This is a genomic window from Fictibacillus sp. 7GRE50, from assembly GCF_015903875.1.
Lineage (GTDB): Bacteria > Bacillota > Bacilli > Bacillales > Fictibacillaceae > Fictibacillus > Fictibacillus phosphorivorans.
Window position 1 is genome coordinate 226,376 of sequence record NZ_JACZDW010000002.1, and the last position, 26,921, is coordinate 253,296.

Below are 26,921 nucleotides of genomic sequence, written 5' to 3' on the forward strand. Positions count from 1 at the left end.
ATACATGAAGTCATGCCATATGTGCCTACACTTTAATTTTAACATAATTATCCAATTAGTCGTTAGTATTACTTTTATTCCTCTTTTACCTTTAATCCTAGCAATGTTGAAAACACGATTGCCTGTTCTCGAGATACTGTGCATCCCTTTAAACTTGTGATGTCCACATTAATGTTATTGAATTTACAAGTACTAATATCAATCCCAGTTAATGCCGTTTCTGTAAAATCGATCTCCTCGATATTACACGTCTCAAATTTCACTTTATTAAGTTTTGTTTCATAAAAGTTAGCATTTTTAAGCGAAGATTGATCGAACAAAACGGGTTTAAGATCTGTTTCTACAAACTCACTCATGTCTAACATGCAGTTCTCAAACGTTACATTTCTAAGATTCGCCTTTTCGAAGTCTACACCCATCAGCTTACATTCTTTAAAATGAACGCGATAAAGGATACCTTCTTTAAAATTTGTGTTGGAAAGATCACAGTTTTCAAATACAACATCGGTCATGTCCACTTTATAAAAACTGGAGTGGATTAGTGTCACATTATTAAATTTCACTTTGGATAGGATGAGTTTGTCGATTTCTTCATTCTCTAAAAAAGCTCCCGTTATCGAGCAGTCGTGAAGATAAGGATCTTCCTCCAAATACAAATCCCGAAATCTTGCTTCTTCTAAATCTCCCTGAATTTTTGGCAGATCCACCTTGAATTTCTTTGTCATTTTCTTCACTCCATTACGTAATCTCATTAAATCAAGCTTACAGAAGTAAAAAAATAAATAGTAGTCTTTTCTTTTCTTTGATTTTCTGTGCAATGAAAAAACCGCTGAACAAAAATAGTCAGCGGTTCTCTTATATATTAATATGCTCCTTGAGAGTAGGTAAGCTCATAACTATGCGTATAGATTTCAAAGATGTTGCCGAATGGATCTTCTACATAGACCATTTTATAAGGCTTTTCGTTCGGATAATATTCACGAATTGGCATGCGCTGTTTGCCGCCATACTCTTTAATTTTAGCTACAATTCCTTCAATATCCGGATCTTGGATGCAGAAATGGAACAAACCTGTTTTCCAATATTCAAAATTATTTTCAGGCTTTTCGTTATGAGGAAACTCAAAAAGCTCTACTCCAATCTTGTCACCTGTTGCTAAATGTGCAATTCGAAATGTTTCCCAGTCATCACCGAAAACATCACGGCACATTTGACCGATTGGTGTATCGTCATTCTCTACATCTGAAGGCTCCATGATAACGTACCATCCGAAAACCTCTGTGTAAAATTTAATCGCTTCTTCTAGATTTGGCACGGACAATCCAATATGAGAAAATGTTCTTGGATAGATTGGCATATTCATCTTCCTCCCTGTTTTTGTTGATTACAGGAATCATTATACCCAGACACTCTCCTACTATGTAAGAACGCACTTTAAAGTGACATACTATCCTAGAAGTAAGAAAGGATGTTAGTTTCGTGAAAATATCAACACATGACGATGGCAAGCTAAAATGTTCAATTGAATATACATTACAAAAAATCGGTGGTAAATGGAAAACGGTTATTCTATGGCACTTAGGTATAGATGGTACTTTACGATACAACGAATTAAGAAACCTGTTGTCAGGAGTGACACATAAAGTTCTTTCTCAGCAATTAAAGGAACTTGAAGAAGACGGATTCATTGATCGGAAATCGTACAATACAGTACCTCCGAAGGTAGAATATACATTGACTGCATTCGGTTCGACAATAATGCCCATTTTAAAACAGATGCATGAATGGGGAACAGAGCACGGAGATTTAGCATAACAAAAGGAGGTTCAGTGCTCTAAACCAACGGCCTGCCTCCTTTAGCTTGTTTAAATTTGTGATAAGCTTTTTCGAATTGTATGTTGTAGTGAATTACATAGCGGATCATCACTAACCCCTATAAAGAGGCTTTTTAACAAGGACACACAGTTAGCCATAACAAACCAATACTTTTCAGATGACAATTCTTCTTTTTGAGATTTTAAAAGGCCGGGAATTTCTTCAACAAATTGTTTTAATTCTTCTAACCCTACCTTTTTATTCAGCATAGCAAGAACAGCTGTAACAACGCGATCATCTTCTCCATGCAAAAATCCAGTCGGAGTCGTACAATATTTTTTCAAAAGAATTTCAATGATAGGAAAGTATTCAACTTCGGCAATTTTTTCACTCTTGATCAATTCATCACATGTATCCGCCACATGAGCAATGCTGTGTGCCCAACCTTTTACGGGTACATAACCTCTAACATCACGTTCCAGCTCTATGTACTTCTTGATTTCATTTTTCACTTCAGTGAGGGTGTTTTTTGGAAGAAAATCCACTTCGATATCTTTATTGATGATGACCGCTATCAATATTGTTGTGAAAGCACGGGTGAAGACAGAATCTGTCCCACTTTCGCCGATTCCTTTAAATAAAAGGTGCGTTACACTATAATCTAGAAGTTTCTTTAATGTCTCGTAGTCGAGTTGATCGTGGATAATTGACATATAAAACGATCGATAAACCATCTCTCGTAGATCACTACTAGGTGACCCAATATGTAGAATCATCGCATCTAAAACAACTTCCTGATCTACATCTTCCCATGTCTTTTCCTTGTTATTTATTGAAGTCAAAAGCCTTAATAATTCGCTTTCTTCAACCGTTTTGTCGCTTTGGAACAAAGTAGTCATAATCTTTCTACCCCCATTTAGTATTTCTATATTTTCATTATACAAAAAGATGGTATAATACAGGTTTATTTTTGGAAAAATTTGTTTAACTCGTTACAATTCTGTGGAAAGCTTGTTAGTTGTTATTGGAATTTTGGATACAATGATACAATAAAGAAAATGAATCGAAAGAGTGAATGCACTTGAAAAAATATATAATTGTTGCGATATCTATATTGTTTTTAGCAGGCTGTAGTTTTAACAAACAAGAGACTACAAACAACATCTTTTTAATTCCAGAAGGCTTTGAGGGCTCTATCTTTACGTTCTATAACATGCCAGACGAACCCGCTTTAAAAAAAGAAGATGATTACACAGTAATTCCTGTAAAAGAAAAGACTTTGGATGTACTAAAAGATACTGAGATCAGTCAGTATGGTGTTTCATTCACCTCAACGAAGGACATGATCTATGGGGTTGTGAATGATAAATATTATTATGTTGATAAAAATGGCAAACGAAAAGAAATCAACGACCAGTGTATCAGTCTTGGATCAAACGGTGGTTTTTCAGGTAGAAACGGTGAAGATATTAAGTATTCCGTTATTCAAGTAACGTCTTCTAGTTGTGGTCCTTCTTTTAAAGAAAATGGAAGAAATGATTTTAATGCGCAGGTGAACCATGTAGGAAAATATTATTTTCAAAAGCTGGCAATAAAGAAATAAGTTGCGGTGCGGGAGAATTTAAAAACCTCCTGCACCCTTTTTTTATTTAGCATTCTTCACCCCATGACATGCTAAGATCAGCATGAAATAACTTCAGAAAGTGAATAAATGTTACCGTTTCCATACTACCTTGTGCTATTTCATTTAAAATTTATGTGTTGACAAGCCCAAGATACAGCCTTTATAGTAATCCATATTATTCTGAATAATCATTTTGATAAAAGCAACGAACGGGAGTAGTAAAAGTCATTTTGTAGTCTAGAGAGCTGCGGGTTGGTGGAACGCAGTCTATGAAAACTTTGAACTCGCCCTGGAGCAGCAAGACAAAAAGAACGCGTTCTCTATGTTTTGACGATTAACCTTCGTTAACAGGTTCTACAAGCAGGATTCTATGACGAATCAACAAGAGTGGTACCGCGGTCAGCCAAAGGCTTATCGTCTCTTTTCTCACAACTGAGATCAGAGATGGTAAGCCTTTTTTTGTTATTTGTTTTATAGATTCTAACATCACTTTAAGAGAGGTTATGAAGATGAAAAAAAGCACAGAGAACTTACAACGAACGATGACTTCTCGTCATATTATGATGATGGCTCTTGGAGGCAGTATCGGAGCTGGACTTTTTAAAGGCAGCAGTGCGGCTATTGATTCAGCAGGTCCCTCGGTTGTTCTAGCTTATTTAATCGGTGGTATCATCTTATTGTTTGTGATGCAAGGTTTAGCAGAGATGGCTGTTCAAAACAGTGGTGCACGAACGTTTCGGGACCTTGTTCAATCTGCTTTAGGCATGTTCCCCGCTTATTTTCTTGATTGGATTTATTGGAAGATGTGGGTGCTAAACATTGCGGCAGAAGCTGTGGTAGCAGCGATATTTCTTCAATATTGGTTCTCGGATACGCCGATTTGGATGTTAGCCTTTTTGGTTTCAATCGCCGTTACGATCGTAAATCTGTTATCCGTAAAAATATTTGCTGAGACGGAGTATTGGTTAGCCCTTATTAAGATCAGTGTGATCGTTATTTTTATTCTTTCAGGACTTTTGCTGTTGTTCGTTTCGTTTGGTGACCATGTTGCACCTAGTTTCACAAACTTAACTCATCATGGTGGATTTTTCCCGAACGGTTCAGCCGGTCTCATGACAGCTATGTTAGTGGTAATCTATTCGTATGGTGGAACGGAGATTATCGGTGTAACCTTAGCTGAAACGAAGAATCCAGAAAAGGTAGTACCTCAAGCTGTTCGCAGTACGTTAACTCGTATCATTGCCTTTTACTTGTTTCCGTTCTTTATCATTGTTGGCTTAATTCCTTGGGATCAAGTAAATGGCGTGAATGAAAGTCCTTTTGTCATGGTGTTTCAGATGATCGGAATTCCTGGTGCAGATCATGTGATGAATGGTGTGATTCTGCTTGCTATCATCTCATCCATGAACTCAGGGTTATATGGCTCATCGCGAGTGCTGTATACACAAGCCGTTGACGGTCGTGTTCCTAAGATTTTCGCTCGACTTTCTTCTAAGAAAGTTCCTTTTATCGCGATTTTGATGTGTACAGCTTCCCTATATGCAGGTGTACTGTTTTCTATTTTTGCAGGCGACAAAACCTTTAACTATCTTATGGGATCACTTGGCTATACCGTATTGTTTATATGGTTAATCATTGCCTTTGCACATTTAAAGTCACGAAATAAGAATGAACAGCTTTCCGGCTATTATGTAAGATGTTTTCCTTATACCACTTGGGTTGCTATTCTGTCTTTACTTGCTATATTGATCGGCATTGTACTCACCACGTCAATTTTAATCACTAGTGTAACACTAGGCATTTATTTATTGATAAGTGCAACGTATGTGTTTAGAAGAAAATCACTTAACTCGAATCCAGAAAAGATGGCAAGTTAACAAAAGAAAACGCTCGTAATTGAGCGTTTTCTCCTTACCTTTTATCGTTTGTATTCATCGCTACTTTATTTAACTTTAGTTTATCAATCTTTACTTCTAGTGATCGTCTTCGAGATAAGAAGATGCATGAAGCAATAATCAACATACCTCCTAGAATCGTTTGACCATCTGGAATCTCTGACCAGAATAAAAAGCCCCAAAAAGCGTTAAAGACGATTCCAATGTAACGGGTAACCTCTACAACAATGACATTTTCATGCGTAAATGCACTTGTTAAGAATAACTGTCCTACTAAAGATACAACTCCGATACAGATCAGATAAAACAGTTCTAATGGTGAAGGTACTACAAATTGGTTCCACATTAAAGGTATACTAACTAACGTTGCTGTAGCGAGAAAATAGAATACGATCTCATAAGCATGATGTCTGCTGCTTAAATACCGAATAGAAGTGGCTGCACAAGCTGCGAAAAAAGCACCTCCTACACCAATTAGCGCATACATGGAATAGGATGAAAACTCTTGTGGTTTAATCAGTAAGAGCGCCCCTGCTAACACGACAGGAAGAATATAGAGAAGCGTCTTCGTTAGTTTTTCTTTTAAAAACAAACCTGCTAATACTACGGCAAAAATGGGAGACAGATGGGCCAGGATACTAGCATCTGCTAATGGAATTTTTGCGATTGTATAAAAATAGGCTAATAGATATAACGCTCCAAAGACTCCGCGAACCATAAGCATTGGTACACCGGTTTTTGAAAAGGCTACCTTTTTCTTTTTCATAATAATAAAGATGATGATGGTTCCTATCAAACTTCTAAAAAATACACTTTCTGAATAAGGGATATTTAAACTAACTGCCTTAACGAGTGCATTCATAATACTGAAAACAAAGGAAGATAGGATGGCGAGCAAAACACCGTTTTTCATGAATAACGCCTCTCTCTTTCCTTCATGATGTCTGTTACTTCTCGCAATGAAGATAGTCTTCTAGCTTCAATCAATGACTCTGTTATTCCTAACATCTTTTCAATCTGTTGACACTCTAATTCAAAATTTTTTATGAGCATCTTCATCTCAGGCATTGATATCCCTAACTTCTCTGCAAGACCATAGATTAGGATCAATTTTTGGTAGTCTTCAAAGGGGATCCTAGGGTTACTCCACACTCCCTCAATTTCCTCCTGTGCTTTTTTAAAGGGAACTGCTGAGAATTCAAAATATCTTCCTTCATGATCAGGAATTGAAAACGGATCGATTAGAATAGTAGCATAGCGTATATAGAGCAGATACTCCTGTCTGACCTCCTCATATTCTGAAAAGTTATCAATATCTTCTCTTGAGATGGATTCGACTGGTACTGGATAATTATCGTCATTTAAAAACTTTAATAAATTAATGGGATGTGCTCCTAATTCTTCTATTAAAGTTGAAATTTCTTTCCAGAGCCGTACCATTGTTTTTATTCTTTGCTGTGTGATTGGCCCTTCAGGATACAACTTATACATATACTTCTTATCTTTAGGTTGAACATCGAATATTTCATTTAAAGTAAATGTATTTAAAAAGAAGGCTGGATGCACATATGTTGTAATATTTCTGCATTCCGCATCGAGCGGATGATCAACGATCACCCCATCAATATTTAACGATTTTAGAAATTCTTTCAGGACACCTACCATACGGCTTTTGCCTTTTGAAGAACCTAAGTAAATCCGTTTTTTAAATGCTTTCGTATGAGCAGTGACTGCAGAATCAGCATGAAATTTAGTTGCAGCATAATAAGTTGACATACTGATTACTTCAACTGTTTTTTTTGCTATCAAACTTTTTACTAAATCGTTTGAACCAATGTTAGGAGCTAGTAGGATAATGGTTCTTACTCGCTTTAATTCTGCAGTTTGAAAAGACTTCATTACATTTGCATAACTCGTACAGGGAGTTGCTAGAATTATAGTGTCCCATTCATCACGTAAACGGGATACATCATCAAAAAAACAATCAATCTTTGCAGTTGATTCCGCCTCTTTACCTTGAATAGTCAGGCTAACTTCAAAATTATTATGAATCAGTTCTTTTTTTATACGTTGCGCATGTACACCAGGGCGATTATACAGTCCTATCCTTTCACTAAAACCTGAATATAGTTGGACGGCTGTCTGAATGGCAGCTGGCCCAGCGCCTGCAATTAGCGTATTCCCTAAGGCGCTTGGCCTTATATCATTCACGATTTCACTCACTTCCTTCATTACATTCATGCGTTCATTTTCTCTAAGACCATCGTGTCATAGATACCTTCTGTTCTCTTTACGCTCTTCAGTTCCCAATCGTTAGTCAACTTCATCTCTAACGGATAGTTAAAGATTGATTTTAAACCGTTTCCGTATCGAAGTATTACTTTTGTATGAGGCTGCAATAAATCCTTTAGTTCATTTAATACTTCTCGTTTGTTTCTAACTAGAGAAGCGATTAAGACATGAGTCGTTTTTTGGACAAAGTGGACGTCGTTTCCAACAGATTTAGAGAATCTAACATTTTCTTGTAGGCCAGTAATCTCAGAAACTTTTCTACCCATCTCAACCGCTTCTTCATCAATGTCTATACAATAAACTTCTGCATTCTTTTCACTCGCAATGGTAAGAGCGGAAATGGGAAACGCTCCTGAACCTATAAATAACACTTTTGAATTCTCGTTAATATGTAATTCATCTAGTTCCTGTTTCACGGTTTGTGAAAGTGTAGTTATGTATTCACTTGCATTCAATTGATGATTACATGTTCGCAAACTCTGATATTTTTCCATCTCACAAAGAGCTTGTACGGAAGCTTCCCGCAGCTTTTCAGATAAAGACACTATGTCCTTATCTTCACCCCACTCTCTCCATCGGTGCAGGTTAGTAGGATCTGTCATAAAATGATGAAGACTATCCAGTTTTACTTTTAATAGCTCATAACACTCATCACATTCTTTGGCATACTTTGAAAGTTCATTGATCTCATACTCAGTGACTTTCAAAGATAGTAATAATTGAAATCTCTCTTTCACTAGAACCTCCATACACTTTATCGTAAATCGTAATTATTACGATTTAATTTTTACATAATATCATCACTTCATCACACGAGTCAATGATAATTATTCTTGAACGTTACAATCACTGCACTTTTACCTAAAACAAAAAAAGCACTGCTAAATGCGCAGTACTTTTAATGAGGTCATTATTTTACCTTAGTAATTGAAGAAGGTTTCGATTCTTTTCCTAAAGTATCAATGGATGTAACATAATAATAGTAACTCTCTGCATTTTCATCTGTGAAATTCTTTCTTTCATGAGCAGAGATGCTTCCAACTTGTTCGAACTTCCCATCTTTTTGTTCACTTCTATAAATTCGATAACCAACGATGTTATCCTTTCGAACAGCATGCCAGGTTACAAAGCTTCCGTTAACCTCCACATTCTCAGGAGCTTCCGGCGGTGTAACGGGTTTTTCAACGTTTTCTTTCTTTAATTCAGCAAATACAACAAGTCGTTCTTCGTGTGTACCTTCTGTTCGATCAAAAACACCAGAGCAAGTAATTAGATTCAGATTCTGGCCACTAGTAGTTTGAAAGATCTCATTGATAGGGGCTGAGTTTCTCTGATAGCTTTTTTGTTTGTTCACCACAAACGTCAGTGCTGCTCCATTTTTATCGGTAATAATGATCTCATCACCCTGCTTTAATTTCTTGAGATCAAAGAAAATAGCTGGCCCCGTTTTGCTATCAACATGTCCTGCCAAAACTGAGCTTCCTCTTCCACCAGGTTTTGCACCCGGTTCAAACCATCCTACACTATTCGTATCTTCTGGAACACCCATCTGTCCGTTTTCTAAAATACCTACCTGCTCAATAGGTGCTTTAACATTGATTGCGGGAATCTCAATGCGAACAGGAACAATGCCTCTCATTTCCGCAGACTCTCTTGCTTGAGCTTCAGTCAGCTTTTTTACTTCGGACTTTAAAAGTGTGAACTCTTTTGCTAAAGGACTCTTAGTTGTATCAGGTGTTTGTGTTGCATTCTCCAGGTTGGATTCAATACGCTCTCCTTTAGATTTCTCTTGTAGAGAAGAAGCTTGAGATGGAAAGATTCCGTAACTGTAAGCTGCCAGGACAAAACAAAGCAGACTGCTGATGGAAAGAAAGATGATTTTTTTCATGTGATCATTACACCTCTTTTATAAAAAAAGAAGAGAGGTTTCCCCCTCTCCATATATGTTTTAATTACTGATTAGTTGACTTTCTTCTGAATAAGAACAGTGCTGACATTGCTAATAGTGAGCCAAGACCAGTCAAAGCAATTGCAGAAGCAGATGTAGATTCACTCGCTCCACCAAATCCTGTCTTCGGCATATCTGAAGGCATTTCACTTCCTGCAAACTTGTCTGGCATTTGAGTTACAATCGCACCACCCAATGCTTGACCTACACCAAACATGTATTTGTAACCTTCACGGAATGAAGCGTATGATGCATCATAATCTCCTGCCACGTATTGATCAAATGTTTGTCTCACTAAGTCTTCATGTGCTTTGATCGCTTTTTCAGCATCAGCAGCTGGCAAGTTTTCAGCCGTTGCTGCTCCTAAGAATGCACCAAAATCCATTGCAAACTGATCAAGTTTTGCTTTTGCTTCTTTTGCTTTTGCTTCGTCACCTTCTAGTGTTGCTGCAACGATTTCGGATTGTGCATTAATGTGGTTTCCTTGCCATACCTTTTCAAACTGAGCTGCTCCTTCTTCACCATAGATAGAAGCGATAGCTGCTTTGAAATCAGCTGTATGAGCATCTTCCGCCCAGCTTACAAAATCATAGTCTTTCTTCTGGTCAAATCCTTTTTGCATGCCTGTCGCAGCTAATGCAAAGTGTTCTGCAGCTAAGCTGTTCAGTGCTGAACGTAAATCTGCTGCTGGTGTATCAGATTTCGTGTTTTCAAATTTCTCAGGCATTTGTGTAGTGATTGCTCCTGATAAAGCATCACTGATTACGTACATGTGTTTATAACCTTCACGGAATGTTTCGTTCGCTTCTTTATAATCGCCTTCTACATAATTATCAAACACTTCTAATACTTGAGCTTCATGTACTTTTACTGCTTCTGTAGCAGCTTCTTTTGGAAGTTTACCTTCTGTTGCTGTACTTAAGAACGTGGAGAACTCTTCAACGAATTCTGCTACTTCTTTTTCAGCATCTGCTCGAGCATTTTTATCTTTTTCCTTCGCTGCATTTACAAGATCATCTGTGTAGTTGTTGTGTTCTCTGAAGATTCTCTCGAATTCAGCTGCACCTTCTTCACCATATACAGACGCAATGGCAGGTGTCATATCTAGAGCGTTTTGATCTAGAGCCTTGTTCGCAGCTTCAGCATCTTTCGCTCCATCGTACGATTTAGTCATAGCCGTAACAGCTAAGACAAAGTGCTCAGATAATAGATAATCTAAGTCAGCTCTTAACTGAGAAGCTGGTGTGTTCACCGTTGGTTTCTCAGCTGCTTGTACATTTCCAGCAGTAGGAATAAGTAAGGATACGCTTAATGCGGGTACGATTAGTTTTTTCAAGTTCATGATAAGTTCTCTCCCTTGTCTCTAGATATTTTTGAAGTTAGCTAACTTTCTTATCTAGATAACGGGAGGTTTTTCAGTTTGGATCACTTTTTATAACATTTATTTATTATTTTCGAGTTTTTGTTACGGTGTCAGATAGGGAAAACACTTAAAAACCCCATTACAACGGGATTTTCCGGTCATATAAAAGGTAGTTATTTTACTTCTTCAATTATGGATTCACCAGAGCTTCCCTCAACCCATCTCCATTTTTCATACAATCTAATCCTTCCATCACTCAAGATCTCAGGTTGTGAAACACATGCCCCACCCCTTATTTCATCAGATGTGTTCACATGATTGTATCTGAAGTTCAAGCTGCCATCTTCATTAGATATTCCGATTAACGTGCCTTTTAAGATATCTCCACCTCCGTAGGAAGCAGTCACGATATTCCCCTCTTGTTTGTAGTGAAACGTTGTTTGTGAGGATACTTCACCGTTCGAAGAGTTTTGAACAGACACGAATATTTTTCCGTCGTAATTAATCATCTTTCAACCACCTTTTTAGAATATTCACATAAGTTAACATAGAAGTTCGATTTTTCCCAGTAAATGATATTCATTAGACTAATGCTAGGCTCGCAGACATATTGTTGGATTTCATCATTGAAGGGAGTTTACTTCATGTATGATCACTTAAAAAAACTGCAAAAAAAACACCTCACAAAAGCAAGTGAAGTCTTAACGAATTCGTTTATTGATAATCCAATGTTTGTGTACTTTTTTCCTATCCCGAATAAAAGGAGAAAAATTTTACGTTCTGTCTTCCCTATGGTCCTTCGTATTCTGCAATCTAACGGCTCACTATATGTAACTTCTGATCATGTAGAGGGACTCTTTTGTGTATCTCAGCACGGAGAGAAAACAAAGCTAGGAAAATCAATACTTGCTGCTCTATCATGTGCATTTCGTCTGCCCGGTGTTTTCATACAACTATCTATAGTAGATTTTTTGAGAAAAGCGAGCAGTTTACAATCATCTAACAGCAAACTTAACTATTATAAGAATAACTATAAAAACTTTCTGTTGGTGGATTCAGTATGCGTAGACCCACTCCACCGACATCAAGGTCACATGACCACTATGATGAGTGCCGCTGTTGCAGAAACCAACGAGAAAAGAACCTTTTGTTTGCTTCAAACAGAAACAGTGCAAAATGTGAGAATCTATAAGCACTTAGGTTTTTCACTCGTTGAAGAGATTACGAGTGATGAGATCCCCTTCTCTACTTTTGTAATGATCTATGATCCATTTGGCTTAACGACAAATAGAGAACTAGATACATAAATACTAGTTCTCCTTGCTTCATTTACATCATTTTCAAATTCAATTAATCATCGTCGTCTTTAAGAAGCTCTTTCATCATTTTCTCTCTATTATTTAAAAAGTACTTGGTTACTTGAAAGTGATCTGTAGATTCATAATCTATGGTAGATATCTTTCCATCATCGAAACTTAGTATATCTGCATTCGGATAACCTAATAAGATCGGAGAATGAGTCGCAATTATAAACTGCGTATCACCTTGGGTTGTTAGATCATGAATAATCTTTAAGAAAGTGAGTTGTCTTGAAGGTGAAAGGGCTGCCTCAGGTTCATCTAGTAAATAGATCGCTTTCCCTTTAAAACGATTCAAAAAAAGTGATAGGAAGGATTCACCATGAGATTGTTCGTGAAGGGACCGCCCTCCATAATCACGGAATCCTGTATTGTCTACTTCCTCTAGATGAGTAGCAAAGCTGTAGAACGATTCTGCACGTAAAAAGAACCCGTTCGATACTTTCGGCAACCACGAAAGGCGAATATAATCTCCTAGATCTGATTCCGAAGCGTACACGTCATACATATTGTTGCGACCACCACCTGCTGTATGAAAATCACACTTATCCGCGATCGCTTCTAACAGCGTCGATTTCCCCGTTCCATTCTCTCCTACAAAAAAAGTCACGTTCTTTTCGAGATGTATCTCATCCATTTTACTGATTGCAGGAATAGTGAACGGATATTCTTTAAACGATTTAATCTCATCACGCAACAGCTTTATTCTTTTTAAAAACATTTGCATCACCTATTTAAAAGTATAACAAACGAGATCAGCCGTTCACCGCTTTCAGTCATAATTTGTCCGATAATAATCGCTATCTGTCCAATCAAGATGATAATCTGTCCGATCTAGAGGCTAATCTGTCCAATGTCTGATATTATCTGTCCAATCTAGAGGTTAATCTGTCCAATGTCTGAGATAATCTGTCCAATTACAGCTCTGTGCCTAATCCATCCCCTTCTAGCAATACTGCAAGATAGCTAATCCCCCAATGACGTGATAAACTAATTTCTTGGTTAGCCTCTTTTTTATTATTCATTTAACAAAGTGAACTACTTATGATTCTGTCATTTTTTTATACGAAGGAGGACATATATGAGAAAACAAATTATGACCGCTTTATTGCTAGTAACTGTTCTGGCTGCGATGGAAGGTACGATTGTGAGTACAGCTATTCCACGTATCACGAGCGATCTTTCCGGCATTGAACTGGTGAGCTGGGTTTACGCGGTTTATATGCTGGCTACTGCCGTATCGACTCCGATCTATGGAAAGCTTGCGGATTTATTCGGCCGGAAAAAGGTAATTCTTGCAGGTATTATTCTATTTTTGATAGGCTCTGCTCTTTGCGGAATCGCCATGTCAATGGAACAACTCATCTTCTACCGTGCTATTCAAGGTCTCGGTGCTGGTGCAGTTATGCCGATTACGATGACGATCATTGGAGATCTGTATGCTGAGGCAAAGGAAAGAGCGAAAGCACAAGGCTGGATCTCAGCAGTATGGGGAGTTGCTGGTGTTCTTGGACCCTTAGCTGGTGGTTTTCTTGTTGACACGCTATCATGGCGCTATATTTTCTTCTTAAATATCCCGTTCGGACTTCTTGCTTTCTTCATGCTCGCAGCAAATTACAAAGAAAAGCTTACAAAAGGTAAACCTTATATTGATTATTGGGGAGCTGTCACGTTTTCCCTTGGTACGATCGCTTTTCTATATGCACTTCTAACAGGCAGCCAAACTCAAGAGTGGAGCAACCCTATCATTATCGGACTATTCCTAACTGCGATCCTGCTTTATGTACTGTTTGTATATATAGAAAAAAAATCACCTGAACCACTCATTCCACTTAACCTTTTCACCAATAAGAGTGTGTTGATCGTAAACTCACTCACCTTGATATCTGGTGCTGTCGTTATTTGTATCACGATTTATTTACCGATATGGAGCCAAGGAGTTATGGGGAAAACGGCTACACAAGCTGGTTTTGTTTTGATGCCACTTCCTGTTATGTGGACTTTAGGTTCACTAGTTGCGGGGAACTTAGTAGGACGGTTAAAGGATAATTGGATTATTACTCTTGGAATAAGCGTAGTAAGTATGGCTTCATTACTTTTCTATCTGTTAGACGCTCATTCTCCAACATACTTAATCTATGTTGCATCTGGTGTTCTAGGGCTCGGCATGGGACTTATCACACCTATATACATGCTTATTATCCAAGCATCTGTACCCTCCAACAAACGCGGGGTAGCTGTAGCATCCAATACGTTTACGAACACATTCAGCCAGACGCTCGGATCTGCTGTTTTCGGAACGATTTTTAACTTGATTACCATCTCTAAGGCTGAAAAAGCGGGACAAGACCTTGATTTGAACGCTTCTTTTGAACATGGTGGTGAACTAAAAGCTAGCCAATTGGGTCAACTTCAAGAAATAATTGCTTCTGGGGTTCATGCTATTTACGGTGTTACTCTTCTTTTAACCGTAATCGGGATTGGAATCTCATTTCTACTACTGAAATATAGAAATGAACAGAACGAACAGATTCATTCTTCTAGCATTCGATAAATTATTTTTTTCTTTTAGTTGTCAATGATGAAGGCTTCGGCAAGCCTTCATCCATTTATTTCAAATTGAACACGTGTATACACTATGTTACAGTAGGCAATAAGTTAATAAAGTTAAAAATATAAGGTTTTAATATATAAAAATCAAGTAAAATGAGACGACACTTAATAAGAAGTGTCGTCTTTTCATTTACTTTAGGAGAATGATTATGAATAACAATAACAACTTTGAGATCTACGAACTGATTAAATTTGTTAAAAATTTTAAAGAATCATTTCTTCATGATGAAAAACTGAATTATCTTCAAATAGAAACGATGATTTATTTGCTTGAGAATCAAAATCAAACAATAACTGCACTTGCTAAAAAAATCGATACAACTCCAGCTTCAACTTCTACTCTTATTGATCGACTTGCTAAAAAAGGAATGGTCGATCGGCAATATACAGAATCTGATCGGAGAAAAGTCTATGTATCATTAACAGAGAATGGTTCACAGGAAATCACTAGGTTGCTGGTTAAAAAAAACGAAATTATTTCTTCATCACTTTCACCATTAACATCTGAAGAAAAGCTTTCTTTTACAAAGTTAAACGAGCTTTTCAAGAAAATTAATGACTAATCTTCTAAACCAACATCATCAGTATCGAAAAACCAGTTAATCCTGCGATAAACGCGACAAAACTGCTTTCCTGATTCTCTGGAAGTTCTTCTTTTAGGACATTTAATATGATACCTCCAGCTAACAAAGCAACTAATATAGATTCGATCAGTACATGAACTACGGTGATAGCTCCGACTGCCCAACCAATTAAAATCGCAACTGTAAGCAACACTCTTCCATACTTGTCATATTTTTGTTTGTGATCCTTTCTCAGGCCATGATCATTAGCGACAAAGTGAATGCTCAATGCCAAAAAGAAGAAAAACATTCCCCATTTCGTCTCGTACTCTTCTCTTATGAGCAAGTAGCCAATAACCGCATTGTAAAGGAAGAACGATGTCACATGTATCCAGAATACACCTGAAGAAACAGCAACTTCTTCAGAGTTTGACTGTGCATCTTTTTTCTTTTTTGAATTCTTGACTAACCGCTCTAGTCCATAAAAAAGTACCAAACCGAGCATCGCAATTAAATAAATATGGTCCTCTACGTAGTGCCCAATCCCTTTTTTAAGCGATTCCCCTACCTTTTGTTGATAGTGGTTCAAATCAGGGAGCAAATGTAGAAAAACATAAGCAACAGCTACGCCGCCTGAAAAAGATAAAAATTTACTTCGTGGAGAGTCTTTTATAAAACTTAAGTACTTAGAGCTTAAATGGACAAGTGCAAACCCGATTACAAATATGAAACTAAGAACTGTTTTTGTCATCTACAAACTCCTCTCCCACTATCAAATAAGTACACTCAACTAGTATGTATCGATCTCCTCTTTTAATAAACCACGACATCCACTTTAAAGAAAAATAGTTAATTCTCTCAGTGTACGCGTCTATACTTGTCCACTGCTTCCTTCATATACTATTAAATCGGATAAGTGAAGGATGTGATTTTGTATGAAAATAACTAAAGAGTTATTTGTGTTCGATGGAGAAATGGCTCTATTCTTGGCAGTGATGTCTTACAAAGCCTATATCGTTCACGAACATAGCACGATTGAATTACCGAAGCATTACGAGATGAAACGTGCAATCGTCTCAGATTCAGGAGAAACATTTGGATTTATTGCTGAATCTGAGGATTCACTCATTGTGGCTTTTCGGGGAACAAAGACCATGGATAATGTAAGCTCATACCTAGATGTTTCACAAATCCCATATATCTATGTTACGGATAGCGGGTTAACTCATCGAGGGATCACAAAGATTTATAGTACATTTCGAGATACTCTCTTAGAGGATATCAACCAGCTATATACAGGTGATAAACAGCTACTCGTGACAGGTCATAGCCTTGGTGGCAGTCTAGCTGCATTATTCACACTAGATGCGGCAGTTAACACAAATTTTATAAACCCTATTCTCTATAGTTTTGCTAGCTTGCCGATCGCTAATGAAGATTTTACTAAAAAGTTCTATGAAGAAGTGATAAACAGTATTCGAGTTGTAAATGTGCACGATGCCATCTCAAATTGCATGACTCCTCTCTTTTTTAAGAACAAGCCTCTTTTAAACCTCCCTATTGGACAGGAATATCAACTGAATTTTAAGAACAGAAAATATATCCAAAATCATAGAATCCTCTGTTATATTCATTTTTTAAGCAAACAATATCCAATTGAATACAAAAAACTTTGCAACAAATATCCGGGCTTCTTTCCTGAATCCACGATTTGTGAGTGATTGACAATATCCGTTTAACAAAATGTTAAATGGGTTTATTTTTATGTAAGGATCGTTTCTTAACCAATCCATTTATTTACCCGTTAACTCTGGATTGAAACGCTTATATAACGAGTTAGTAGTTTTGTAACATGAATTGTCATATTTCCCTACTTTAGAGGGACATGTACTGCTGCAAAAAAATAGAGAATGCGCTTCATGTCTAAATCATCCTTTATTGATAATATATAGAAATCATGAAGGGAAGGGTGTTTTACAATGAGAAACCTACTAAGTAAGCTGGTACTCTTTTTTGTGGCATTGGCGTTTTTGTTCGTTCCGACTAAAGTTCAAGCGCATGGACTATTAACTGAAGGAAGTCAGGGCTATGAGGTCTCCATCCTACAAGAAAAACTAAAAGCACTTGGTTTATTCTATGGACCTGTTACTGGATATTATGGTCCTATTACTGAACGAGCAGTTGCTAACTTTCAATATGAGACGAATCTTTCATCCGATGGCGTTGCTGGTCCTGCTACCTTTTTAATGCTACAAGATGTAGAACAAATGGCACGTGTTGTTCATGGTGAGGCACGTGGTGAATCCTACATAGGCAAAGTTTCTGTAGCCGCTGTTATATTAAATCGTTTAGAAGATCCTGCATTCCCGAGTCATGTAAGTGATGTTATTCATCAGACAAACGCATTTACAGCCGTTCATGATGGGCAATATCACTTAAAGCCGTCCAGCTATGCATATCGTGCAGTGCTTGACGCAATGAAAGGCTGGGATCCGACTTACGGATCTGTTTATTACTACAACCCTGAACTTGCAACGGATACCTGGATATTTTCAAGAGCTTCGGTTACGAAGATCGGCAATCACCTTTTTGCAAAATAAATTTGTGAGAACCTGTTTGTTGTGGTGATGATGTCGTTTTGTGGAAAGTTGTTAAAATTATTTTATCCCTGAAATTATGCTAGTTATCCGCGAAATTATTGCTGATTACCGTGAATATAATCTGAATTACCGTGAAATTATTTTTCCTGTTTCTTCTGAACGAGCAATCTGTATATATTGTCCTGCCTAGCTTTACACATATACAAAAAGGTATGCCCTTAATCCAAAGGCACACCTTTTTTCTATCATTTATTATTGAAATGTTTTACTTACGTGCATGAATTCACGGTAACCAGAGCGTGTCAGGTGGTATGTTTCATCTAATAATCCATCTCTAATTAAGGAATTTAGCGTTTCTTCAGGAATAACATCAATCACTTGATCCATACGCTGATTTAAGTCTTCAAGAGACGCATTCTTGAGGGTGACTGGATTCATCATGCGAACAATTCCTTCGATCCGTGAATCTCTTTTTTGGAAAAATTGCGGAGTTTTCTTGAACACATTTTGAATACGATCTTTAAACTGATTCAATTCTTGTTTTGTGTTAAAGCTTTCCGTTTCTTTTTCTCTGATTTTCTCGTTAAAGTATGTCATTTCTTCGTTGCTTAACTGTGCACGTGTAAAGAGCTCGTTGTAGATCTGTGTTTTATCCATCTCAATCTTGGCTAGCTCTTCTTCTTTTATTCGCTGTGTTTCCCAGATTTCTTCTTCATCTATTACTTCTTCTTTTCCTTCTTGTTCTTTTTCATCTTCTTCAATTACTTCATCTTTTTCTACTTCAGAAACAGGAGCTTCAATCAATTCTTCCTTTTCCTCGAACAGCTCTAATTGCTCTTGTTCAGGCTCATCAGCTACTGCAGCAGCTGCCGGAGATGTTTCATAAGTCTGAACAGCCCTCTCTTTGGACGTGAAAGACTCAATCATCTTCTCTAACTTGCTGACCTTGTTAAAATAGATGAGAGAGATCGTTATAGCGAACAACGAACTAAATACGGAAATAAAATCTGAAAAGCGGAATACGAATGGTGCCGTGGCTATTTTATAAAAGATCAATAAAGCAAAAGCGCCTATGATAATAATCTTTAACCAGCTTTCACGATTCTTAAATTCTGCTGATTGTTCATTGTTTTTATTAGTTTTATTTGATAAATTCTTTAATCGTTTCATATTCTTACCTCTTTCATAGAGATTGTCGTGCAGCTTTTTATTTTAAACGAAATATGTAAAAGTGGAAAGGAAAAGGAACATTTCATCATGTAACTATCATGTGCGTAACATACATTTTAAAGTTTTAGGACATATGTCCTTCCCAACATATCCTCTCTTATTCTTTAATGGGTATAGAATTTTGTATTGGGAAGTGATGAAATGAAAGGAATAATGTTTGCTTTTTTTGCCGGCGCCTTTATTACTCTGCAAGGTGTAGCGAACGCACGGATCAGCCAGGATATTGGCTCTTGGCAGGCAGCCACGATTACTCAATTGACTGGTTTTGTCGCAGCCGTCTTAATTGTTTTGATCGTAAAAGATCAAAAATGGAAAGAATTTAAGAAAGTACGACCGATTTATTTAACGGGAGGATCATTTGCTGCAGTCGTCATCTATGGAAATATTTATGGAATCCACTCTATAGGTGTGACATTAACGATCGCGGTAATCTTGATCTCACAGCTAGCGATCACGTTCTTAATCGATGGCAAAGGCTGGTTTGGTGTATTGAAGAAAGAGATGAAGCTTCCACAATTTATTGGAATCGCGATGATGATCGCGGGAGTTGTCATCTTGAAATTTTAAGAAAGAATGAGATGAGGTGTTTGAAAATTGAGAGAAATTCACGATCCTGAGCTGCTTCAGAATTATTTGCAGACTTTTGAAATCAAACCTATTTTAAATGATGAGCTTCTACCTTATCTAACATTATACCGCTATGATCATGGTGAATTAATCTGTACACAAGGTGATCCTTACAACCACCTCTATTTGTTAGTAAAAGGAAAACTGAAGATTTTCAACACCTCACCTGAAGGAAGAACTCTCATTCTTTCATTTAAAACACCTCTAGATGTTGTAGGTGATATTGAGTACGTTCAAGGAACTGACTTTATCAATACGGTTGAAGCCGTTTCTGAAGTGCATATGATCGCTATTCATCACCGCTGGTTGAAAAAATACGGTAGCGATCATACTCCGCTCTTAAAATTTCTGTTGAACGTGATCACCAAGAAGTTTTATGTAAAATCAAGTTCTCTAAGCTTTAATCTTCTGTATCCGGTCGAAGTTCGTTTTGCGAGCTATCTTTTGTCGGTTTGTTTTGACGAATCCGATGCTTTATATAGCGGTAAGTTGAGCACGAGTCATCTTATAGATGCCGCTAACTTGATCGGAACGAGCTATCGCCACTTGAACCGAGTCATCCAACACCTTTCTAAAGATGGTCTTGTGGAACGGCATAAAGGGTTCATTGAAGTGAAGAATCGAGAAGGCTTAAGTGAACTAGCTAATCACCGGAATATATACGAAAAATAAAGGAGCGTGCAACATGCTTATCGGTTTACTCTTTGCAATTCTGGCAGGCATACTTGTTGGTCTGCAAAATATTTTTAATACCCGAGTCAATGACCTTGCAGGAACTTGGTCGACTACAGCTCTTGTGTTAGGTTTAGGGTTTCTTGCTTCTATGACACTAGGTGTTGTTTTTGAAGGAAAAGAATTGTTCGTACTGAAGAACATGGAGACATGGTTTTGGTTCAGCGGATTGATTGGTGTCGGGGTTGTTGTTTGTTTAGTACAAGGTACACGACTGCTCGGTCCAACATTTGCGATATCGATCGTCCTGACGTCACAGCTAGGTTCTGCACTCATGTGGGATTCACTCGGTTTGTTCGGTCTCGAAAAAATACCGTTTACCTCTCAGCAATTATTAGGGGTGCTCGTCATTATCGGTGGAGTTATCGTGTTTAAGTTTGGTGGAAGTCGTGCTGAACAACGTAAAGTCACAAAGGTGGTTAAGCATACGCTAAAGCAAAGTGCATCTGTCGAGAGATGATTCACGTTTTCTAACGTGGTCATCTTTTTTTTATGCGTCTCTCTTACTGTTACGGTACGTGATATTATATTTATTACATGTTCGCCGTTTAAGTGGTGTTTTTCACCTGTAACACATTAATGATCACCTACAAGTGCCCAAGTTCCTCCTGCTACAAAGTGATTGACACCTAAGTTTCAATCAGTTTCGCCGCTAAAGCTTCTTCACCATCAAAAAAACGCCCACTTGAAGTGGACGTTTTCACATGCTTATGAAATTTATTCGTAACTTTTTGCTCCGATATAGCTTTCTGACCAATAAGAGCTATTAAGTTCAGAAGTTGTTACGCCTTTTGAAGAAGAAGCATGTACGAACTGGTCGTTCCCGATATATACTCCAGCATGACTCGGCCCGTCACCTTCTAGATCAAAGAATATGATGTCTCCTACTGCTGGTGAATCAACCTTTGTTCCTTCTGCATAAATATCATCCACTGTACGAGGTAACTCAACATTTTCTGCTTCATTAAAGATATATTGTAAGTATCCGCTGCAATCAAAACCATCTGGTGACGCTCCACCCCATTGATAAGCTATTCCTTCGTACTTTTTAGCTACATCAACAATTGAAGAATCACTTTCTGAAGTATCGATTCCTAACGCTTTAAATGTTTCATCACCTGCGATACCATCCACTGTGATACCTTTATCTGCTTGGAATTTCTTTACCGCATCTGTCGTATAGTCACCGTAATAATCCGTTGTTTTGCTATATGAAAAATATCCTTTTTTATCTAACGTTTGTTGGAGGTCTTGTACGTCTGAATGCTGCGTCTCAGGTTTCAGCGTTTGATCTCCAAGAGCGGCTTCACCCACTATCGGATTGAACGCCACGACACCTGCTATTGCTAATCCTGCTGCTGCTTTTTTCAAAGTAACATCCCCTTTTCTTATTTAATCTGACCTGTCTCATACTAACAGGCAGAGATGACAAAGACATTGTGAGGGAGTTACAGCGGTTTAACAATTTTCTGCAGAATGTATGAGAAATTACACATTGTAATATTTGAAAAGGTAATGAAAATATGAGTTAGATATGAAGTAGTACCATACGTAACTAGACTATAAACGGCACAAACATCATTCAAATAAATTTTTGGGGAATGTGGACAAATAGAAGGAAAGATTAGCTGTATTCTGTATAGAGTATATAAAGGGCAAAAAAGGGTAAGGAGGCATCTATTTGGAGTTCCCGTTCATTCTTACTAACTTTTGGGATGCATTGATTGCTATACCCGCCATCATTATCATGATTGAAATCCTCAAGATCTTCTTTCCTTACATCTCTGCTTGGATACCAACGATCGCCTGCATGCTAGGCTTAATCATATCTGTTTTAATTGCACACCCACATAGTCTTTGGACTGGAATCGTAATGGGAATCATCTATGGAGTAGCTGCGGTTGGATCATACTCAGGTTTCGTGTTTGTCATTTACAACTATCGAGATAAGCGGCCAAACAATCCGTATAAATAGTTGATTGCTTAGAAAAGTTCGTTTACGTTTAGTACATAACTAACGAACTTTTTTAACATGAGGAGATTGAAATGAACAGAAAAACAGCCATTGTTACAGGCACTTCTAGCGGGTTTGGTATGTATTGTGCAATTGAACTTGCAAAGGCCGGTTTTAATGTAGTGAGTACGATGCGAAATGTCGGTCGTGCGGAAGCTTTATTAAAGTTGGCAGACGAAAACAAGGTAAGTGACCAAATTTTTCTTCATGCTCTGGACGTAACATCAACAGATTCTATCCAAACATTTAAAGGCTATATCAAGGAGCTTCATAACATTGATGTTTTAGTAAATAATGCGGGGTTTGCACTTGGTGGTTTTTCGGAAGAACTATCAATCAATGAATATCGTCTGCAGTTTGAGACAAATGTATTTGGTGTTATGGCAGTTACCCAATCCGTCCTTCCCTTCATGCGTAAAAACAAGCGAGGACGCATCATTAATATGAGCAGCATCTCTGGAACGTTTGGGTTTCCTGGTCTATCACCTTATACGGCATCTAAGCACGCGTTGGAAGGATACAGCGAAAGTTTGCGTTTGGAACTGCGACCGTTCGGAATAGATGTCGTTCTTATAGAACCTGGATCTTATCAAACAAACATTTGGTCTTCGATCGACAACTTGACTATCGATTCTCAGTCTCCTTATTCCTTTTATATGGATGCACTCCTGAAAAACATGGAAAGCAGCAAGGCAGGTCATGGGAACCCTATTGATGTCGCAAAACTTGTTACTAAACTTGCTATCTCTACAAAAACTCCTAAACTCCGTTATCCAATTGGCAAAGGAGTGAGATTAACGTTACGGCTAAAAAGCATCCTGCCATGGAAGATACTAGAATGGTTAATTACAATAAGATTAGTAGGAAACAAAAAGAGGTAGTCACCCGAGACTGCCTTTTTATGATGTTCGATCATGATTGCTCTTAAAATGAGCATTAAATTGGCCACGAAGCATCTCTTTAAGCAAACTCTTTTCTGACTGTTTTTCTTTCCCCTTTTTCATCTCAGTTCTAATTTCATGTGTTTGTACTCCGTCTTCTCGTTTATTTGCAATCTCAACCAGCTTCTCAATATCCGAAAACGAATATTTCCGCGTCCCTTTTTCAGTACGTTCTGGGAAGATCAATTTTCTTTCTTCGTAATACCGTATCTGTCTGAATGACAATCCTGTTAACTCACTTACAATACCTATTGAAATAACCTTCTTATCTTTATATGGTGTATTTTCAAAAGACATAGTGTAGCCACTCCTTCGCCCTACCCCCTCTTTTTACTATATCTCAATGAAACTTTCTTTCAACAAAGCTGTTAGATTATCTTACTTACGTTTTCATTTCCTTCAAGCCTTAACAGGTGTGACAAAAATTTTTAAACACTAATTGAAACTAAAAGATTATTAACGCGTAATAACTTGTGCATTCAGTAATCTTAAGGAGCCTTCGATGAAGAAGATACTCGTGCTGATTGAATTAATCATTTTGTTAGCAGGCTGTATGGATGATTCAAAACTGCGCACAGATTTTATTGCACTTCAAGAAGCAGATTCAGAGGTACAGTCTTTCTTCGAGACTGCTAAAAAGCAAAATGGCATCCATCTGTTTCAAGATCAAGACGAAAGAATCTACCTAATGCTAAATGGAGTAAACATCTTACAAGATCAACCCGCGATCACATTCTTTAATCTTAAGGTAAAAGAAGACGGTGCCACACTTAAAGTCTTTTATGAAGAAGAGACGATTGCTGATTATGAAGATAAGAACATAGAAAACCAACTATTGTATGAGGTAGAATTAAACAAAGCCTATGAAACCATTCAATTATACAAAAACGGTAAATCTTCAAACTTTGAAATGGTCTCAGGAAACACAGATTAAACATTATTGGGGGAACAGAACATGAATAACCACGAGATTGATTATAAAATTTACGGCGATGATATGCAGTTCGTCGAAGTAGAGTTAGATCCAAAAGAAACGGTAATCGCTGAAGCTGGTGCATTAATGATGATGGAAGACGGCATCGAAATGGAAACCATCTTTGGGGACGGTTCAGGTTCATCAGGCGGAAGCGGTTTAATGGGTAAACTTTTTAATGCCGGTAAGCGCGTTCTGACAGGCGAGAGTCTGTTTATGACAACATTTACGAATGAAGAGCGCGGAAAGAAACACGTTTCATTCGCTTCACCTTACCCTGGAAAAATCATTCCAATGGACTTAAGTGAGCTTGGTGGTAAAGTGATCTGCCAAAAAGATGCATTTTTAGCGGCTGCGAAAGGTGTAACAGTCGGCATAGAATTTCAACGTAAAATTGGAGCAGGTTTCTTCGGTGGTGAAGGTTTTATCATGCAGAAGCTTGAAGGCGATGGGATGGCTTTCGTCCATGCCGGTGGAACCATTCATAAAAGAGAATTGGCACCTGGAGAAGTGTTGCGTGTAGATACAGGATGCTTGGTTGCGATGACAAGCGGTGTCGATTATAATATCGAGATGGTAAAAGGCGTGAAAACAGCGCTTTTTGGTGGTGAGGGCTTGTTCTTTGCCACATTAAGAGGACCGGGAACGGTTTGGATTCAATCTCTTCCATTCAGCCGCTTAGCAAGTCGTGTCTTTGCTGCAGCTCCTCATAGAGGCGGATCTAGCGATGAAGGCAGCATTGCTAAAGGCGTGTTCGGCATGTTGAATGGAGATTGATTGAGAAGATGAGCGTTAAACAGATGTAATAGTTACAAATAAAGAGCAGAATCATCTTCAGTAGATGGTCTCTGCTCTTTTTATTGTTTGATTCGCTTTGCAAAAACGACCAACCGTTTCTCATGTTCATTGTTTTTCCTGTTATATACACCTGTACATGTTATGAGGTTCAACCTAGGCTGCTGACTAGGTCCAAAAATCACACGTAAAGGTGCTTCGTCTTTTTTATAGGAAACAACCTTTTCCACTTGAAAAGAAACTTTTTCATTTTCTTTTCCATAAACGTGAATGAGATCACCAGCTTTCAAGTTCTTTAAATAAAAAAATACAGCAGGTCCCGTATAATCATCCACATGGCCAGCTATAACCGCATTTCCATTCGCACCCGGCTTAGCACCCAGTTCATACCAACCAACATCTTCCCCGTTATCTGGTACTTCCATCTGTCCGTCTTTGTTTAGTCCCTGTCCGTTTACAGAAGCGCTAACTTTTAAAGCTGGAATCTCTATTTTTGTTGGAACAATACCTATAGATTCAGCCTCATCTGGCCGATCTTTTTTTGTATCCTCGTTATTCATTTTCATCATAGACTCGGTTTGTTGGGCTGCTTTTGTATTTGTTTCCCCTCGTTCTTCTTGTGATGAAACTAGAATCTCGTTCTGCCTATACTCTTGTTTCTCATCACTTTCAGAGTTATATCCTGCTGAGCAACTGCTCAGCAGGAATATGGTTGTAAATAAGATTATTTGTTTCTTCATCATTATTGAGCTGTACGTTTGCGATATAGGACAAACGCTACTGCTCCAAATCCAGCCACTGCTGCGATGATTCCTGCTGTATAGTTTGATGATGACTCATCAGATGCTCCACCCATTCCTGTTTTAGGCATTTCTGATGGCATCACCATTGAGTCTTGTAGAACTAATACTTCAAGTTTATCAGCAGTATTAATTGCGTACACGCTGTATACCATATTTGCTTCAAGCTTTGTTCCTGAGAGGTCAAGCACTTGTGTACCGTCTGAAGTACGGATCTCTAGATCATACGTATTTGGATCTAATTCTTTATAATCTGTGAATGCTTTGAATGAAGCTCCACTAAACAAAGCATCACCACCAATTAAACCAACATCCACTGTTGGCGCATCAGGAGAAAGATGCCCGATACGTACTTTTGCTTTTCCTTCAGTTGCTTGCATGGAGTCTTCTGCTACTACCAACTCAACCATTTCTAACATGTTTGCCGCAGCTACCGTATAAGCTTTACCTGCCTCTACCGTTAAGCTTTGTGAAATGACTGCATTATCTTTTGTTCCTGCTGCAAAGACTTCAACTTTATGTTCGCCAGCTGGCAATGGCATGTAATCAGTTGCTGCCTTGAATTCAGCCCCTTCAACTACTAGTTTTCCATCTACGTAGACATCAACTGCAGGTGCATCAGGCGAAGCATGTACAATACGAACCATCGCATCATTAGACTCAGCGAAAACCCCCGATGCCATCAAAGCAAACATCATGATTGCAGCTAGTGCAGACCCAAAAAACTTTTTCATTTCA

31 protein-coding genes and 1 other annotated feature are annotated in these 26,921 nt (G+C 37.9%); of the genes, 15 read left to right on the forward strand and 16 right to left on the reverse strand.

Features of this window, described 5'->3' with window-relative positions; all coding sequences use genetic code 11:
- Positions 1–74 precede the first annotated feature (74 nt).
- Both IHV12_RS08300 and IHV12_RS08305 read right to left on the reverse strand, forming a co-directional pair.
- On the reverse strand, positions 75–725 hold the full coding sequence (locus IHV12_RS08300; RefSeq protein WP_197127248.1) for a pentapeptide repeat-containing protein: 651 nt from the start codon (positions 723–725) through the stop codon (positions 75–77).
- Positions 726–862: 137 nt separating this feature from the next.
- Positions 863–1,357 (reverse strand): lactoylglutathione lyase family protein, encoded by a 495-nt coding sequence (locus IHV12_RS08305; RefSeq protein WP_197127247.1) that lies wholly within the window; start codon positions 1,355–1,357, stop codon positions 863–865.
- Between the two features lie 122 nt (positions 1,358–1,479).
- On the opposite strand from IHV12_RS08305, the gene IHV12_RS08310 reads away from it, so the two are divergent.
- Positions 1,480–1,815 carry a winged helix-turn-helix transcriptional regulator gene (locus IHV12_RS08310; protein ID WP_370568782.1) on the forward strand — a complete coding sequence of 112 codons (336 nt, stop codon included), beginning with the start codon at positions 1,480–1,482 and terminating at the stop codon, positions 1,813–1,815.
- A 50-nt stretch (positions 1,816–1,865) separates the two neighbouring features.
- Here the strand turns inward: IHV12_RS08310 and IHV12_RS08315 are convergent, their stop codons facing one another.
- Positions 1,866–2,714 (reverse strand): DUF2785 domain-containing protein, encoded by an 849-nt coding sequence (locus IHV12_RS08315; protein ID WP_197190548.1) that lies wholly within the window; start codon positions 2,712–2,714, stop codon positions 1,866–1,868.
- 182 nt (positions 2,715–2,896) lie between these two features.
- Between IHV12_RS08315 and IHV12_RS08320 the strand changes: the two genes are divergently transcribed.
- Both IHV12_RS08320 and IHV12_RS08325 read left to right on the forward strand, forming a co-directional pair.
- Positions 2,897–3,418 (forward strand): DUF6843 domain-containing protein, encoded by a 522-nt coding sequence (locus tag IHV12_RS08320; protein WP_197127245.1) that lies wholly within the window; start codon positions 2,897–2,899, stop codon positions 3,416–3,418.
- 217 nt (positions 3,419–3,635) lie between these two features.
- Positions 3,636–3,864 (forward strand) — a binding site (T-box leader).
- Positions 3,865–3,948: 84 nt separating this feature from the next.
- Entirely contained in the window at positions 3,949–5,316 is a 1,368-nt protein-coding gene (locus IHV12_RS08325; RefSeq protein ID WP_197190549.1) for an amino acid permease, read from the forward strand.
- A gap of 34 nt (positions 5,317–5,350) precedes the next feature.
- On the opposite strand, the gene IHV12_RS08330 is transcribed toward IHV12_RS08325, so the two are convergent.
- From IHV12_RS08330 to IHV12_RS08355, 6 genes are all read right to left on the reverse strand, one after another.
- The gene (locus tag IHV12_RS08330; RefSeq protein WP_197190550.1) at positions 5,351–6,247 is read right to left on the reverse strand and encodes a DMT family transporter; all 897 of its coding nucleotides are present in this window, start codon (positions 6,245–6,247) and stop codon (positions 5,351–5,353) included.
- Positions 6,244–7,575, reverse strand: a complete 1,332-nt coding sequence (locus IHV12_RS08335) for an opine metallophore biosynthesis dehydrogenase (RefSeq protein ID WP_197190551.1) — start codon at positions 7,573–7,575, stop codon at positions 6,244–6,246. The genes IHV12_RS08330 and IHV12_RS08335 overlap by 4 nt, the downstream gene beginning before the upstream one ends.
- Positions 7,572–8,363, reverse strand: a complete 792-nt coding sequence (locus IHV12_RS08340) for a nicotianamine synthase family protein (protein ID WP_197190552.1) — start codon at positions 8,361–8,363, stop codon at positions 7,572–7,574. The genes IHV12_RS08335 and IHV12_RS08340 overlap by 4 nt, the downstream gene beginning before the upstream one ends.
- A gap of 173 nt (positions 8,364–8,536) precedes the next feature.
- Entirely contained in the window at positions 8,537–9,514 is a 978-nt protein-coding gene (locus tag IHV12_RS08345) for a class F sortase (RefSeq protein WP_197190553.1), read from the reverse strand.
- Between the two features lie 64 nt (positions 9,515–9,578).
- The gene (locus IHV12_RS08350; protein WP_231620691.1) at positions 9,579–10,916 is read right to left on the reverse strand and encodes a copper amine oxidase; all 1,338 of its coding nucleotides are present in this window, start codon (positions 10,914–10,916) and stop codon (positions 9,579–9,581) included.
- A 194-nt stretch (positions 10,917–11,110) separates the two neighbouring features.
- Positions 11,111–11,446, reverse strand: a complete 336-nt coding sequence (locus tag IHV12_RS08355) for a n-acetylglutamate synthase (RefSeq protein WP_197127239.1) — start codon at positions 11,444–11,446, stop codon at positions 11,111–11,113.
- Between the two features lie 135 nt (positions 11,447–11,581).
- Between IHV12_RS08355 and IHV12_RS08360 the strand changes: the two genes are divergently transcribed.
- Entirely contained in the window at positions 11,582–12,244 is a 663-nt protein-coding gene (locus tag IHV12_RS08360) for a GNAT family N-acetyltransferase (protein ID WP_197190554.1), read from the forward strand.
- Positions 12,245–12,287: 43 nt separating this feature from the next.
- On the opposite strand, the gene IHV12_RS08365 is transcribed toward IHV12_RS08360, so the two are convergent.
- Complete coding sequence (locus IHV12_RS08365) at positions 12,288–13,016, reverse strand: AAA family ATPase (RefSeq protein WP_197190555.1); 729 nt, start codon at positions 13,014–13,016, stop codon at positions 12,288–12,290.
- Positions 13,017–13,376: 360 nt separating this feature from the next.
- On the opposite strand from IHV12_RS08365, the gene IHV12_RS08370 reads away from it, so the two are divergent.
- The gene (locus IHV12_RS08370) at positions 13,377–14,849 is read left to right on the forward strand and encodes an MDR family MFS transporter (RefSeq protein ID WP_197190556.1); all 1,473 of its coding nucleotides are present in this window, start codon (positions 13,377–13,379) and stop codon (positions 14,847–14,849) included.
- 208 nt (positions 14,850–15,057) lie between these two features.
- Positions 15,058–15,471 (forward strand): MarR family transcriptional regulator, encoded by a 414-nt coding sequence (locus IHV12_RS08375; protein WP_197127235.1) that lies wholly within the window; start codon positions 15,058–15,060, stop codon positions 15,469–15,471.
- Positions 15,472–15,475: 4 nt separating this feature from the next.
- Here the strand turns inward: IHV12_RS08375 and IHV12_RS08380 are convergent, their stop codons facing one another.
- Positions 15,476–16,222, reverse strand: a complete 747-nt coding sequence (locus IHV12_RS08380; protein WP_197127234.1) for a ZIP family metal transporter — start codon at positions 16,220–16,222, stop codon at positions 15,476–15,478.
- Positions 16,223–16,406: 184 nt separating this feature from the next.
- On the opposite strand from IHV12_RS08380, the gene IHV12_RS08385 reads away from it, so the two are divergent.
- A complete protein-coding gene (locus IHV12_RS08385) occupies positions 16,407–17,192 on the forward strand; it encodes a lipase family protein (RefSeq protein ID WP_197190557.1) in 786 nt (261 codons plus the stop codon).
- Positions 17,193–17,450: 258 nt separating this feature from the next.
- Positions 17,451–18,071 (forward strand): cell wall hydrolase, encoded by a 621-nt coding sequence (locus tag IHV12_RS08390; RefSeq protein ID WP_197127232.1) that lies wholly within the window; start codon positions 17,451–17,453, stop codon positions 18,069–18,071.
- A gap of 252 nt (positions 18,072–18,323) precedes the next feature.
- Here IHV12_RS08390 and IHV12_RS08395 read toward each other — a convergent pair whose 3' ends face one another.
- Positions 18,324–19,241 carry a hypothetical protein gene (locus IHV12_RS08395; protein ID WP_197190558.1) on the reverse strand — a complete coding sequence of 306 codons (918 nt, stop codon included), beginning with the start codon at positions 19,239–19,241 and terminating at the stop codon, positions 18,324–18,326.
- Between the two features lie 201 nt (positions 19,242–19,442).
- Between IHV12_RS08395 and IHV12_RS08400 the strand changes: the two genes are divergently transcribed.
- The 3 genes from IHV12_RS08400 to IHV12_RS08410 are packed head-to-tail and all read left to right on the forward strand — an operon-like array spanning position 19,443 to position 21,120.
- Entirely contained in the window at positions 19,443–19,868 is a 426-nt protein-coding gene (locus IHV12_RS08400; RefSeq protein ID WP_197127230.1) for a DMT family transporter, read from the forward strand.
- 27 nt (positions 19,869–19,895) lie between these two features.
- Positions 19,896–20,600 carry a Crp/Fnr family transcriptional regulator gene (locus IHV12_RS08405; RefSeq protein ID WP_197190559.1) on the forward strand — a complete coding sequence of 235 codons (705 nt, stop codon included), beginning with the start codon at positions 19,896–19,898 and terminating at the stop codon, positions 20,598–20,600.
- Positions 20,601–20,613: 13 nt separating this feature from the next.
- On the forward strand, positions 20,614–21,120 hold the full coding sequence (locus tag IHV12_RS08410; protein WP_197190560.1) for a DMT family transporter: 507 nt from the start codon (positions 20,614–20,616) through the stop codon (positions 21,118–21,120).
- 257 nt (positions 21,121–21,377) lie between these two features.
- On the opposite strand, the gene IHV12_RS08415 is transcribed toward IHV12_RS08410, so the two are convergent.
- Positions 21,378–22,031, reverse strand: coding sequence for a C40 family peptidase (locus IHV12_RS08415; RefSeq protein WP_197190561.1), 654 nt, complete (start codon positions 22,029–22,031; stop codon positions 21,378–21,380).
- A gap of 310 nt (positions 22,032–22,341) precedes the next feature.
- On the opposite strand from IHV12_RS08415, the gene IHV12_RS08420 reads away from it, so the two are divergent.
- Entirely contained in the window at positions 22,342–22,635 is a 294-nt protein-coding gene (locus IHV12_RS08420) for a hypothetical protein (RefSeq protein WP_197127226.1), read from the forward strand.
- A 71-nt stretch (positions 22,636–22,706) separates the two neighbouring features.
- The gene (locus IHV12_RS08425) at positions 22,707–23,555 is read left to right on the forward strand and encodes an SDR family oxidoreductase (RefSeq protein WP_197190562.1); all 849 of its coding nucleotides are present in this window, start codon (positions 22,707–22,709) and stop codon (positions 23,553–23,555) included.
- Between the two features lie 18 nt (positions 23,556–23,573).
- Here the strand turns inward: IHV12_RS08425 and IHV12_RS08430 are convergent, their stop codons facing one another.
- Positions 23,574–23,912, reverse strand: coding sequence for a MerR family transcriptional regulator (locus IHV12_RS08430; protein WP_197190563.1), 339 nt, complete (start codon positions 23,910–23,912; stop codon positions 23,574–23,576).
- A 205-nt stretch (positions 23,913–24,117) separates the two neighbouring features.
- Between IHV12_RS08430 and IHV12_RS08435 the strand changes: the two genes are divergently transcribed.
- Both IHV12_RS08435 and IHV12_RS08440 read left to right on the forward strand, forming a co-directional pair.
- Positions 24,118–24,549, forward strand: a complete 432-nt coding sequence (locus tag IHV12_RS08435; protein WP_197190564.1) for a hypothetical protein — start codon at positions 24,118–24,120, stop codon at positions 24,547–24,549.
- Between the two features lie 21 nt (positions 24,550–24,570).
- Positions 24,571–25,365, forward strand: coding sequence for a TIGR00266 family protein (locus IHV12_RS08440; RefSeq protein ID WP_197190565.1), 795 nt, complete (start codon positions 24,571–24,573; stop codon positions 25,363–25,365).
- An 80-nt stretch (positions 25,366–25,445) separates the two neighbouring features.
- Here the strand turns inward: IHV12_RS08440 and IHV12_RS08445 are convergent, their stop codons facing one another.
- Both IHV12_RS08445 and IHV12_RS08450 read right to left on the reverse strand, forming a co-directional pair.
- A complete protein-coding gene (locus tag IHV12_RS08445) occupies positions 25,446–26,126 on the reverse strand; it encodes a class F sortase (RefSeq protein WP_197190566.1) in 681 nt (226 codons plus the stop codon).
- The gene (locus tag IHV12_RS08450) at positions 26,126–26,917 is read right to left on the reverse strand and encodes a DUF4397 domain-containing protein (RefSeq protein WP_197190567.1); all 792 of its coding nucleotides are present in this window, start codon (positions 26,915–26,917) and stop codon (positions 26,126–26,128) included. The genes IHV12_RS08445 and IHV12_RS08450 overlap by 1 nt, the downstream gene beginning before the upstream one ends.
- Between the last annotated feature and the right edge of the window lie 4 nt (positions 26,918–26,921).